Raw genomic sequence first — 12338 nt, 5'->3', positions numbered from 1 at the left:
TGATGAGCGCGAAAGGTCTTTCCCGCTGGAGAAATCCGAGTGCCCTGCCCGGTTTCGGGCTGACACTCGGGTTCACTCTATTTTACTTGTCGGTGATCGTGCTGATCCCGATCGCGGCGCTGATACTCCGCCCGTGGTCGGCAGGCTTCACCGGATTCTGGAACATCATCACGGACCCGCGCGTGCTGGCGGCGTTGAAGCTTTCCTTCGGCGGCGCCGCGCTTGCGGCTTTGTTCAACGCTATCGTCGGGCCTATCGTGGCCTGGGTTCTGGTACGCTATCGCTTTCCCGGCAAAGGGCTGCTTGATGCGGTGATCGATCTGCCCTTCGCTTTGCCCACCGCGGTGGCGGGCATTGCGCTTTCAACGCTCTATTCGGCGCAAGGCTGGCTGGGTGAGCCTTTGGCACAGATGGGCATTCGCATCGCCTATACGCCTTATGGCGTCTTGATCGCGCTTGCCTTTATCGGCCTGCCCTTTGTGGTGCGCACCATTCAACCGGTCTTGACGGATCTCAGCCGTGATCCCGAAGAAGTGGCAGCAACCCTGGGCGCCACGCGGCTGCAAATCCTGTGGCGGGTGGTGCTGCCATCCTTGATGCCCGCGCTTCTGACGGGTGCCACTTTGGCTTTTGCCCGCGCGGTCGGCGAATACGGTTCGGTGATTTTCATCGCAGGCAATCTGCCGATGCGCTCTGAAATCGCGCCGCTGCTGATCATCATGAAACTGGAACAGTACGATTACGCGGGTGCTTCGGCGATCGGCGTGGTGATGCTTGGCGCCTCCTTCCTGGTGATCTTCGCCTTGAACATCTTGCAAAATTGGATTGGCAGCAGGCGATGAAAAAACGTTATCCCACGCAGGACCATCCGCTTTTGCGCGTCCTCCTGACCCTGATTGCGGTCTCCGTCATCGGTATCTTCCTTGTGCTGCCGCTGGCGGTTGTTTTCAGTGAAGCCCTGTCGAAAGGCTGGGACGTGGCAGCGGCGGCGCTCGATGATCGCGACGCGCGTTCGGCCATCCGCTTAACGCTTCTCACGGCGGCCATCGCGGTGCCGCTGAATGCGGTATTCGGCATTGCCGCCTCTTGGGCCATCGCCAAGTTCGAATTCAAGGGCAAGCAGTTCCTCACCACCCTGATCGATCTTCCCTTCTCGATCTCGCCGGTGGTCTCGGGCCTGATCTATGTCTTGATCTTCGGACTTCAGGGCTGGTTCGGCGAATCCTTGCGCGATGCCAATATCAAAATCATCTTCGCCCTGCCCGGCATCGTGCTAGCGACGATATTCGTGACCTTCCCCTTTGTGGCGCGCGAGCTCATTCCTTTGATGCAGGATCAGGGGCGCGATGAGGAAGAAGCGGCGACTTCGCTCGGCGCTTCTGGGTTTCAGACATTCCTGCGCGTGACCTTGCCCAATATCAAATGGGGTCTGCTCTACGGCATCCTTCTTTGCAATGCGCGCGCCATGGGCGAGTTCGGTGCCGTGTCAGTGGTCTCGGGCCATATCCGCGGCCTGACCAACACCATGCCGCTGCATGTCGAAGTACTCTACAACGACTACCAATATGTCGGCGCTTTCGCGGTGGCCTCGGTTCTCGCTCTGCTCGCCATTGTCACCCTAATCGTCAAATCGCTGCTGGAATGGCGCTTCGCGGATGAAATCGCGGCGACCCACCGGCATTAGTGAGGTTTGGTTATGAGTCTGATTGTCGACGGTATATTCAAACAGTTCGACCGCTTTCCGGCCCTGAACGGCGTTAGCCTGGAAGCACCGCAAGGCGCCTTCGTGGCGCTGCTGGGCCCATCGGGTTCGGGCAAGACGACGCTTTTGCGCATTCTGGGCGGGCTTGATTTTCCCGATAGCGGATCGGTGCGTTTCGCTGATCTCAACTGGCTCGACATCCCGGCGCGGCAAAGGAAGGCTGGTTTCGTCTTCCAGCAATACGCGCTCTTCAAGCATATGACGGTCGAGAAGAACATCGCCTTCGGCCTGACGGTTCGCCCCCGCCATGAGCGCCCCTCCAAATCGGAAATCGCGCGGCGGGTGGAAGAGCTTCTGGCGCTGGTGCAACTCGATGGGCTAGGCAAGCGCTATCCCAACCAACTTTCGGGAGGTCAGCGCCAGCGCGTCGCCCTCGCCCGCGCGCTCGCCATCGAACCGCGCATGCTGCTGCTCGACGAGCCCTTCGGCGCGCTCGACGCCAAGGTGCGCAAGGAGCTGCGCGTATGGCTGCGCCATCTGCATGAGAAGATGGGCATTACCACCGTCTTCGTCACCCATGATCAGGAAGAAGCCTTCGCGCTGGCCGATCTGGTCGCGGTTATGAACAAAGGCAAGATCGAACAATTCGGCCGGCCCGAGGATGTGCGCCGCGCGCCCAAGACGCCTTTCGTGGCAGAATTTCTCGAAACCGAAAGCCAGCCATTGCCTCATACGCTGCGGCTGGGCGGTCAAGCCTTATGAGTTCGGGTTGTTAGCTTGGGCGGGCGGAGCCCCAGCTACGGTGGCGATGCCGTAATGAATATGGATGCTGACCAGCCCATCGAGCACATGGGCTGCTTCAGCATCGGATAACTCCGCCGCCCCAGGGCTGACCAGACGCATCGCGCGCAGATGCACAGCCACGGGCGCGGCAGGATCGAGCTTCTTGTCGATCATGCCCATAGCGAGGTCACAAAAGCGCTTTACCACCGTATCGAGCCGCGTGAGACCGTAAGTGCCCGACAGTGTTAAAACCTGATCGGCCAGCGTCAGCATCTCTTGCAGATCGGCTTCAGAGATCGTCTTACCGCCACCGCGCGCCAAAATCTCTTCCAGCGCGCCAATCTCATTCGGGATTGCGGCAAGGAATTTCTCGCGCAGGCTTTCCACTCGCTCGCCAGCGGCCTGGACCGCTTGTTCCCGCGAGATTCCACCGGGAGTTTGCAGCAGCTTTCCGAGCCGGTTCGGCACCCGGTAGGATTTGAAATTCGGCGTGCTCAAGGCTGTGTCTCCAGCACCGCAACACTGCATAGCAGAGCTGGAACGCTTATGTAATTGCCGCCACTACGCACAGCCGGTCCGTAAAATGCTTCCTAAGCAGTATGAAGTCTACATATTAAGGGCTGATTGCGAACACCCCTCCCCGGCTGGCGGGCGCGCAATGCCTCACCCCGGGTGATCGCTGATCCGGCGGCTAAACGCGGATACGGGTGAATCCGTATGAAAGCGGCGGCATGGCCCCGAATAATGATCCGCCTCGATAAAAGGGCGCTCCATACGGGCCGACCAAAGGATGTGCTCAAGCAGCGTTGACGGTGAAACGGGCTTACCCACCACACAGTTTACACCCGCATCGCGCGCACCAGCCACAATCGAAGGCTGGGTATAGCTGGTCAACACTACGATCGGCAGAAAACGAATGGCTTGCTTCTCGTGATGGCGAATCCACTGCGTCAGAGCCGACAAGCTCATATCCGGAATCCTGCTCTCGGTAATGAGCAGATGAAATTGCTGCCGAGAAAGCTGGGTGATGATCTCCTCCCCCGTGGCCGCCAGAACTTGGTGGGAGATCCCAAACCCTCTCAGCATCTGCGCCACCAGGCTGGCGTTGAAGCGGTCGGGATCCAGCAGTAAGGCCGATACCGTCGTGAAATTGATGCTGTCAGACATGCAAGCCCCCCTCCCGGGCACACCATATCTAACGAGCAAAGTTATTAATCTCTGGTTGTAAAAGAAAACACACGCCACGACACCTTGCGCCTGAGAGCCCGAACCATAAAAAAGTTCCCCACAGAACCTTGAAGCTCATGGTGTATTTTGTCTTGTGGGATACACTCAGAAGAATTCAAAGGGGCCGGGTACAACTTTATGGGTTCTCGGGGGCAATCCAAGATGCAGCGACTGGCTTGGCCGGACGGACGCAGCAGCATGACGGCTATCATCCGAACCCATAGCTGGCGCCTTACCCCGCTTGGAGCACCGGAAAATTGGCCACCGGCCCTCAAAACCGCCGTTGATATCGCGCTTCAATCGCGCCAGCCGGCTTTCGTCTGCTGGGGCAAGGCGCTGACCACCCTTTATAACGATGCCGCCATAGCAGAGCTTGGGACCCGGCACCCCGCCGCCCTCGGTCGTCCTTATGCGGAGATTTGGGCTGACCGCTGGGACGATTTCGCTGGTGTCGTCGATGCCGTGCTGGCGGGCGAGCCCCAGCATGTGGTGATGCAGCGTAGCCGCCCTTCGGGAGGTGAGCCGCTGACCTGGCACACCTTTTCCTGGTTGCCCTTACGCGACGACAAAGGTCAGATCGCAGGCTTTCTCTGCCAGGCGACTGAATCGAACCTTTCGCTGGGTGATGAACAGCTTCGTATGGTGGTGGACTCTGCCAGCGATGCGATCTCTCTCTTCGATCTGACAACCCGCAAATACATTTATCTGAATCCGGCCTGCTCGGCACTTACCGGCTTTACGCGGGACGAAATCATCAAGATGCCCGTTGATGAAGTCATCGCACGCATCCACCCGGACGATCTCGATCAACCCGGCGTGGCTCCCGGCGCACCATTTCCGCCAGCCAGTCAGATCGAATATCGCTGGCAAACCAAGTCCGGCGAATATCGCTGGCTATCGGTCCGGCGCCAAACCGTGCCCGATGCGCAGGGCAATCCCGTCGCTGTGGTATCGATCAATCGCGACATCACCGCCTCCAAGCAGGCCGAAGAGGCCTTGCGCGATTCCGAGGAACGCCTCGCGCTCGCCATGGAAAGCGGTGAAATGGGCGCTTGGGAATGGGACGTCGTCAATAATAAGGCGGTGTGGAACCCCAAACTGTTCGAACTCTTCGGCCTGCCCAAAGAGAGCGAGGCCGGCTACGACGCCTTTTTCAAGATCGTGCATCCGGACGACTATCAAGCCTTGGAAGACAGCCTTCGCGCCGTGCTGGCCGATGGTACCCATTGGAAGGCTGAATTCCGCGTGATCCACACGGGCGGTATCATCCGCTGGCTGGTCGTGCGCGGCAAGCTGGAACGTACCCTTGATGGAAAGCCTTCCATCATGTTCGGGGTCAATTACGACATTACCGAGCAGAAGCGCGCCGAAGACGAGCTGCGCGCCTCGCAAACGCGCTTAGCACTTGCCATGCAAAGCGCCCAAATGGGCCATTGGGAATGGGATATCGCCGGAGACAAGGCCCTGCGTTCTCCCGAAATCTACGAAATGCTGGGAGAGCCCCCCATCGTGGGACTGGATGCGCAGGACACCTTCATGCGCCACGTCCATCCGGATGATGTGGCGATCGTGAGCGAAACCGTCGGCGAGGTTCTGAAAACTGGGCGCGATTGGAAAGCCGAATTCCGCATCATCCGTACAGATGGCGAAGAGCGTTGGCTGGCTGGGCTTGGCCGCCTGGTGCGCGATTATAATGGCAGGCCGATCACCATGTTCGGGGTCAATTACGACATCACCGAGCAGAAGCGTGCCGAGGCTGAGCTGAAAACCTCTGAAACGCGCTATCGCCTGCTGCACGAAAATCTGCGCGACGGCTTTGTCGAAACCGATATGGAAGGCCGCTTCATCGCCTGCAACGACATCTATTGCGACATGGTGGGGTATAGCCGCGAGGAGCTTTACGGCCTCACCTATCAGGAGCTGACACCGGAACGCTGGCATGCGGCTGAGCAGATCATCGTAGACCAGGAAATCCTGGTCCGCGGCTATTCCAGCGTTTACGAAAAGGAATACCGGCGCAAAGACGGAGCGATCATCAACGTCGAAATACGCGCGGTGCTCACACGAGACGATAACGGCACCCCCGCCGCCATGTGGGCCTTGGTGCGCGATATCACCGAACGAAAAGAGGACGACGCCCGTCTACAAGCCTTGAAAGAGCAATTGATGCACGTCGGACGCGTGAACGAGCTTTCACAGGTGTCCGCCGGTATTGCCCATGAGCTCAACCAGCCCCTCGCCGCCATGCATAATTACGCCGCCACCGCGCGGCGCCTGATCGATCGCGGCGATCAAAACTCCATCAACGCCGCCCAGCACGCCATCGCCAAAGCCGGAGAGCAAGCTGCACGCGCCGGAGAGATTGTGCGGCGGATGCGCGATTTCGTGGAGAAGCGCGACACCAATCAGAAGCGCGATGACATTAACGCGATCATTCAGGAGGCGGCGGACTTAGGCCTGATCGGCGCCAAGGCCGAAGGGATTGAAACGCATTTCTGTCTCGCAAGTAATCTTCCCGCCGTGATCGCCGACCGGGTGCAGATCGAGCAGGTGCTGGTTAACCTCCTGCATAATGCCATGGACGCCATGGCCGATGTGCCCAAGCGCGTCCTCACCCTGTCGAGCTGGCTCAACGGCACCATGGTGGAGGTGATTGTGAGCGATACCGGCCACGGCATCCCCGAACCCGTGCTCGACAGGCTTTTTCATCCCTTTGTCACCACCAAGGCGAATGGGATGGGGATCGGACTCGCCATCTCCAAGTCCATCATGGAGGCCCATGGCGGAGACATCACGGCGGAGCCCCGCCAGGGCGGCGGGACTCTTTTCCGCCTGCGCCTACCCGCCGCGCCCAGCCTGTAAACGAATCCTGCCAAAACGGCCCCGACGGAAAGAAATATACGGAAGGCAGTTGTTATGCCTTCACCGGGCGTCCTAAAAGAATGTTGCGCGGACAGGCCGGGCCACGACAGCCCGGCACAAAACGCAACAGTGGCGTCGTAGTTCGCGCGCGATGTGTTAAAGGACGTTTCTTCCGGAGCAATTGGGAGCCGCATCTTGCGTAACAGAGGCCGCCTCAGCCTTCGTATTCCTCAACCCCCGCATCGGCCGGGCGATACGCCCGACTTCAGCAACATCATCGTTCCCCCCGCGGGCGCCATGGACCGGCCGCCCGTCGATGCCAAGGCGCGCGACATGATCGGCTATGCCTATGGCCTGATCCGTGTCCTGGATGAGAATGGCCAGGCAGTGGGGCAATGGAATCCGCGTTTGGGGGCGGATGTCCTGAAAAAAGGCCTGCGCGACATGATGCTGACGCGCGCCTATGACGACCGCATGTATCGCGTGCAGCGGCAGGGCAAAATCTCGTTCTACGTCAAATCCACCGGCGAGGAAGCGGTCAGCGTGGCCAGCGCCCATGCCCTGGAACGCGACGACATGTGTTTTCCGGCCTATCGCCAGCAGGGCTTTCTGATCGCGCGCGGCTATCCCCTGCTCGACATGATGTGCCAGTGCTTCTCTAATGCCCGCGATCCCATCAAGGGACGGCAGCTGCCGGTGATGTACTCCTCGCGCGAATACGGCTTCTTCACCGTCTCGGGCAATCTCGGCACCCAGTTTCCTCAAGCGGTCGGCTGGGCGCTGGCCTCGGCCTACAAGAATGACGATAAAATCGCCGTGAGCTTCATAGGTGAAGGCACCTCCGCGGAAGGCGATTTCCATCACGCACTCAACTTCGCATCGGTCTATCGCGCCCCTGTGGTGCTGAATGTGGTCAATAACCAATGGGCCATATCGAGCTTCTCTGGCATTGCAGGCGGTGAGGAAGCCACCTTCGCCTCGCGCGCCATCGGCTATAGCCTGCCGGGCCTTCGGGTGGACGGCAACGACTACCTCGCTGTTTATGCCGCCATGCAATGGGCTGCGGAACGCGCCCGCGCCAATCTGGGCGCCACGCTGATCGAGCATTACACCTATCGCGCCGAGGCCCATTCCACCAGCGATGACCCTTCGCGCTATCGCCCCACCGATGAATGGAGCGCCTGGCCACTGGGTGATCCCGTCGCGCGACTGAAACAGCACATGATCGCGATCGGCATCTGGAGCGAGGAACAGCATCTGGCGCTCGCCGAAGAAATCGCGGCGGAGGTGCGGGAAATCCAGCGTGAGGCCGAAAGCATCGGCACGCTGGCAGGCGGATCGCGCCCGCAGGCTTCCACCATGTTCGAAGATGTGTTCGCCGAAGTCCCCTGGCACCTTGAGGCGCAGAAAAAAGAGGCTGGAGTTTAAGCCATGCCCGCGATGAATATGATTCAGGCGCTCAACTCCGCGCTCGATACATTGCTTTCGGAAGACCCCAATGTGGTCGTTTTCGGCGAAGATGTGGGCTATTTCGGCGGCGTCTTCCGGGTGACCGACGGTCTGCAGAAAAAGCACGGGTTGACACGCTGCTTTGATACCCCCATCGGCGAAGCCGGTATCGTGGCGCTCGGCATCGGCATGAGCGTGAATGGCTTAAAGCCCGTAGTCGAAATCCAGTTCGCGGATTACATCTACCCGGCCTATGACCAGATCGTCTCGGAAGCGGCCCGCATTCGCTATCGCTCCGGTGGCGATTTCCATGTGCCCTTAGTGATCCGCACGCCCTATGGCGGCGGCATCTATGGCGGCCAAACCCATAGCCAAAGCCCCGAAGCGCTTTTTACCCATGTAGCGGGGCTGAAAGTGGTGATCCCCTCCAACCCGCGCGATGCCAAGGGCCTTCTGATCAGCGCCGTGGAAGACCCCGATCCCGTGATCTTCCTGGAGCCGAAGCGGCTTTATAACGGCCCCTTTGATGGCCATCATGACAAGCCGGTGATGCCTTGGGCCAAGCACAAAGCGAGCGATGTGCCCGAAGGACGTTATGTGGTGCCGCTGGGCGAAGCCGCCATTGTGCGCCCAGGCGCAGCGGTGACCGTACTCACCTATGGCACCATGGTGCATGTCGCCATGGCCGCCGCCGAGGAAGCAGGTATCGATGCCGAGATCATCGATCTTCGCACCCTGATGCCGCTCGATATCAAAACCATTCTGCGTTCGGTGGAGAAAACCGGGCGCTGCGTGGTGGCGCATGAAGCGACCATGACCAGTGGCTTTGGCGCCGAGCTTTGCGCATTGGTGCAGCAGCATTGTTTTTATCATTTGGAAGCACCGGTACAGCGCGTCGCGGGCTGGGATACGCCCTATCCCCACGCCTTCGAATGGGAGTATTTCCCGGGGCCCGAACGGGTCATTCAGGGCCTGAAACGCGCGCTGGAAAGCTGACAAGGGAAGAGTGTGATGGAACGTTTCGTATTCAAGCTTCCCGATGTGGGTGAAGGCACCGCTGAAGCCGAGATTGTCGCCTGGCATGTGGCGGTGGGCGATCTTGTGCACGAAGACCAGCTTCTGGTCGATGTTATGACCGACAAGGCGACGGTGGAAATGACCTCGCCGGTAGCCGGAAAAGTGCTGGCGATCAAAGGCAATCCCGGCGAGATGGCAACGGTAGGCGCGCCGCTGGTGGAATTCGAGCTGGAAGGTGCCGCACACATCGAAGCCCCCGCTCCGAAGACACAAGAGGCGCCCCAAGCCGTGCAGGAAGACGAGCAGGAAGAAGCTCCGGCCTGCCCTGCGCGCGAGACGAACGGCAAGGTTCTGGCGGCACCTGCGGTGCGCCTGCGCGCCGCTGATCTTCACATTGATCTTTCCCAGATCGCGGGCACCGGCCCCGGCGGGCGCATCACCCATGGCGACCTTGACGATTTCCTCGCCGGTGGCGGCGCGCGGCCGAAACCGCAAAGCACCGCCAAGCCTGCGCGGCGCGACAGCATCGAAGAGGTGAAGCTGATCGGCCTGCGCCGCAAGATCGCCGAGAAGATGTCGGAGTCCAAGCGGCGTATCCCCCATTTCGCCTATGTCGAGGAAATCGACATGACGGAGCTGGAAAGCCTGCGCCAGCACCTAAACGAAACACGCAAGCCGAACCAGCCCAAGCTCACGCTTCTGCCCTTCCTGATGACCGCGATGGTACGCGTGCTGCCGGAATTCCCGCAGATCAACGCGCATTTCGATGACGAGGCGGGCGTGGTGAAACGCTATGGCGCCGTGCACATCGGCATTGCCACCGAAACCGAAGCCGGGCTGATGGTGCCGGTGGTGCGCCATGCCGAAACGCTGGACATATGGCAAGCCGCACGCGCGGTTTCCGAGATTGCCGCCAAGGCGCGGAGCGGCAAGGCATCGCGAGAAGAACTGACCGGCTCCACGATTACCGTCACCAGTTTAGGACCGCTGGGCGGCATTGCCTCCACCCCAATTATCAATCATCCAGAAGTCGCAATCCTGGGGCCGAACGCCATTATCGAGCGCCCCGTGATACGGGACGGCCAGATCGCGATCCGCAAAATGATGAATTTCTCGTCCTGCTATGACCACCGGGTGGTGGATGGCGCGGACGCAGCGCGCTTCGTCAAAAGGCTGAAGGCGCTTCTCGAGCACCCAGCCCTTTTGTTCATGGCCTAAGCAGCGTTAAGCCGCGCCGAGGGGCCCGCCCAGCACACCTGGCGGGTCGCCTTCATGGCTGGCGATGCCGTAATGCTTATGGATGAGCGAAAGCTCGGCGAGAATAGCCGTGCAGTCTGCCTCGGGCACATCATTCTTATAGACTAGCCGCATGGCAGAGAGGTGCACCTTCAGCGGTGCGGTCGTGGTAATGCCTTTATCGCGCATGCCGGCAGCAAGATCGCAAAAGCGCTTGACCACGCTGTCAAAAACCTCAGATCCGAAAGTGCCCGAAAGGGTGAGCAAGGGATCGACTTGGTCGAGGAGGTTCTCGAGTTGCAGCGCGCTTATGCTGCCGCCCGCCACAGCGACCAGATCCTCGAGCCGCGTGATTTCCACCGGAACGGCTTTTTCGCAATCCTCACGCAGCTCCTCGATCAAGGCCTGCGCCTCGTGCACCGCCTCTTCCCGGCTGATGCCGCCCGGCATGGACAACAACTCGCCCAGGATGTTCTTCACCCGGATGATCTTGCACCCACTCATTCGATTTCCACTTTCGTCGGTCTTAACAGGCTGTCGATTTCTTCCTGAGACATGTTCGGTTCTTTTGCCTCACCGATTTCCAGGGTGAGGTCCGTTTTGCGGCGTCCGGCGCCATCCGGCGGGCCGGTGTTCTTGAAGCGCCGGTCCGGGCCGATATAGTTGTCCGTCTCGATGAAGGGGCGTTCGGTACGCGCCGACCAAGCGATGTGGTCAAACAGAACGTTGGGCGAAACAGGCTTTCGCACCACGATATTGGCGCCCGCATCGCGCAGGTTCACGACATTGGTATATTGGGTATAGCCGGTCAGCACGACGACGGGCATGTATTTGATGTTCAGCGAAGCCTGGCGGCGCATCCATTTGATGAGCTCGGTGGCGTGCGAATCCGGCAGGATGGCGTCGCAGATGAGAAGATCGAAATGCGCCGCGTTCAGGCGGGTTCGCCCCTCTTCACTGGTATCGACAATGTGATGACGCGACAGGCCAAACCCTCTGAGGATCTGGCCCAGAATAGAGGTCGAATACTGGTCTGAATCGATGACCAGGGCTTCGATCTGCGAAAAATTCAGTTTCTCGACCACGCCCGCCCCGCGCGTTCAATCGTTGAAGAAGAGGAAATCCCCCGATTCTTCTTCTTCCTTGGTTTCTTGCTTTTTTTCGCCCGTTACCATCGCGCGCAAACGCTCACGCACACTGAAGAACGGCACGTGATGAAGAAGCTCGTTGATCTCGGTCTTCTCTATCGTGCCATCATCGATATGGCCGGAGAGCGCATCGATGAGGACGGCGTGTGCTTCCAGGCTCTGGTGGAAAAGATCGAATTTCTGCAAGAGCCGGAGGGATGCATCGCACCCCACCAGCTTGCTCGATTCGGTCAACGTCTCGCCAAAGCGTGCGGTATCGTGCGCCAACTCGCGAAGTTCGCCAGCCACCGCCTTCAAGAGCTTTATGGTAGTCGGAAAGCTGTCGGCGCGCTGGCTCATCAGAAGAACTCCACCTCGTCGACAGGCACCGCGGTCTGCGTCTTCTTGTGAAGCGCCGTAAGCTCCTCTTCCACCAGCCGCGGCTCGGCTCCTTTGACGACGGCCTGACGCGCCCTGCCCGAGAAAGGCATGAACTGGATGCGCCGCGCCAAATCACCACCTACATCGCCACCGACGATCGGGATACCTTCATCCTGGAGGAACTGCCGGGCAAACGCGTAATTGCGTGATCCGACATCGGTCAGCGCCGACACCACATTGGCGCCGCCGAAAATCTTGGCCTCGAGCCGGCGCCGGTCGCCGCCATGCTTAAGGATGTCGTTGATCAAAAGTTCCATCGCGTTGACGCCATAGCAGCGGGCCTCGCGATCACCGGAATTTCCATCCGGCAAAAGGAAGTGGTTCATGCCGCCTACGCCGGACACCGGATCGCGGATACACGCCGCGATGCAGGAGCCGAGAATCGTCGTCAGCACCTCATCGGGATCGGACGTCACGTAAGTGTCGCCGAGCGTAAGCTGTACATGCAGGAGGCCATCGCGCGGATTACGGAATTTCCGCAGCGGCCTTTCCTC

General features: G+C 59.8%; 12 protein-coding genes and 1 pseudogene. 7 read left to right on the top strand and 6 right to left on the bottom strand.

Features of this window, described 5'->3' with window-relative positions; translation table 11 throughout:
• Positions 1 to 2: 2 nt before the first annotated feature.
• The 3 genes and pseudogenes from cysT to FHS83_RS12890 all read left to right on the top strand — a co-directional run.
• Positions 3 to 842: a sulfate ABC transporter permease subunit CysT gene (cysT, locus tag FHS83_RS12900; protein ID WP_167083357.1), complete on the top strand. Its 840-nt coding sequence runs from the start codon at positions 3 to 5 to the stop codon at positions 840 to 842.
• Positions 839 to 1684 carry a sulfate ABC transporter permease subunit CysW gene (cysW, locus tag FHS83_RS12895; RefSeq protein ID WP_167083356.1) on the top strand — a complete coding sequence of 282 codons (846 nt, stop codon included), beginning with the start codon at positions 839 to 841 and terminating at the stop codon, positions 1682 to 1684. Before cysT ends, cysW begins: the two co-directional genes overlap by 4 nt.
• Positions 1685 to 1696: 12 nt before the next feature.
• Positions 1697 to 2449, top strand: a pseudogene (locus FHS83_RS12890) (sulfate/molybdate ABC transporter ATP-binding protein); the annotation flags it as partial.
• Between the two features lie 9 nt (positions 2450 to 2458).
• Here the strand turns inward: FHS83_RS12890 and FHS83_RS12885 are convergent.
• Together FHS83_RS12885 and FHS83_RS12880 are read right to left on the bottom strand one after the other, a co-directional pair.
• Positions 2459 to 2983 (bottom strand): hypothetical protein, encoded by a 525-nt coding sequence (locus tag FHS83_RS12885; RefSeq protein ID WP_167083354.1) that lies wholly within the window; start codon positions 2981 to 2983, stop codon positions 2459 to 2461.
• A 165-nt stretch (positions 2984 to 3148) separates the two neighbouring features.
• A complete protein-coding gene (locus FHS83_RS12880) occupies positions 3149 to 3652 on the bottom strand; it encodes a response regulator (protein ID WP_167083353.1) in 504 nt (167 codons plus the stop codon).
• A gap of 222 nt (positions 3653 to 3874) precedes the next feature.
• Between FHS83_RS12880 and FHS83_RS12875 the strand changes: the two genes are divergently transcribed.
• The 4 genes from FHS83_RS12875 (at position 3875) to FHS83_RS12860 (ending at position 10258) form a co-directional block, all read left to right on the top strand.
• On the top strand, positions 3875 to 6574 hold the full coding sequence (locus FHS83_RS12875) for a PAS domain S-box protein (protein WP_167083352.1): 2700 nt from the start codon (positions 3875 to 3877) through the stop codon (positions 6572 to 6574).
• A 195-nt stretch (positions 6575 to 6769) separates the two neighbouring features.
• Positions 6770 to 8002 carry a thiamine pyrophosphate-dependent enzyme gene (locus FHS83_RS12870; protein ID WP_167083351.1) on the top strand — a complete coding sequence of 411 codons (1233 nt, stop codon included), beginning with the start codon at positions 6770 to 6772 and terminating at the stop codon, positions 8000 to 8002.
• A 3-nt stretch (positions 8003 to 8005) separates the two neighbouring features.
• Entirely contained in the window at positions 8006 to 9019 is a 1014-nt protein-coding gene (locus FHS83_RS12865) for an alpha-ketoacid dehydrogenase subunit beta (RefSeq protein WP_167083350.1), read from the top strand.
• 15 nt (positions 9020 to 9034) lie between these two features.
• Positions 9035 to 10258 carry a dihydrolipoamide acetyltransferase family protein gene (locus FHS83_RS12860; RefSeq protein ID WP_167083349.1) on the top strand — a complete coding sequence of 408 codons (1224 nt, stop codon included), beginning with the start codon at positions 9035 to 9037 and terminating at the stop codon, positions 10256 to 10258.
• Positions 10259 to 10264: 6 nt separating this feature from the next.
• On the opposite strand, the gene FHS83_RS12855 is transcribed toward FHS83_RS12860, so the two are convergent.
• From FHS83_RS12855 to FHS83_RS19455, 4 genes are read right to left on the bottom strand one after another with little or no spacing between them, the layout of a single operon-like run.
• Complete coding sequence (locus FHS83_RS12855) at positions 10265 to 10780, bottom strand: hypothetical protein (protein WP_167083348.1); 516 nt, start codon at positions 10778 to 10780, stop codon at positions 10265 to 10267.
• The gene (locus FHS83_RS12850) at positions 10777 to 11361 is read right to left on the bottom strand and encodes a response regulator (RefSeq protein ID WP_167083347.1); all 585 of its coding nucleotides are present in this window, start codon (positions 11359 to 11361) and stop codon (positions 10777 to 10779) included. The genes FHS83_RS12855 and FHS83_RS12850 overlap by 4 nt, the downstream gene beginning before the upstream one ends.
• 15 nt (positions 11362 to 11376) lie before the next feature.
• A complete protein-coding gene (locus tag FHS83_RS12845) occupies positions 11377 to 11763 on the bottom strand; it encodes a hypothetical protein (RefSeq protein ID WP_167083346.1) in 387 nt (128 codons plus the stop codon).
• Complete coding sequence (locus FHS83_RS19455) at positions 11763 to 12326, bottom strand: chemotaxis protein CheD (protein WP_167085473.1); 564 nt, start codon at positions 12324 to 12326, stop codon at positions 11763 to 11765. Before FHS83_RS19455 ends, FHS83_RS12845 begins: the two co-directional genes overlap by 1 nt.
• Between the last annotated feature and the right edge of the window lie 12 nt (positions 12327 to 12338).

Origin of the sequence: Rhizomicrobium palustre (assembly GCF_011761565.1) — a bacterium.
Taxonomy (GTDB): domain Bacteria; phylum Pseudomonadota; class Alphaproteobacteria; order Micropepsales; family Micropepsaceae; genus Rhizomicrobium; species Rhizomicrobium palustre.
Note: the sequence above shows the minus strand (reverse complement) of the source record. Positions and strands in the feature narration are given on the sequence as shown.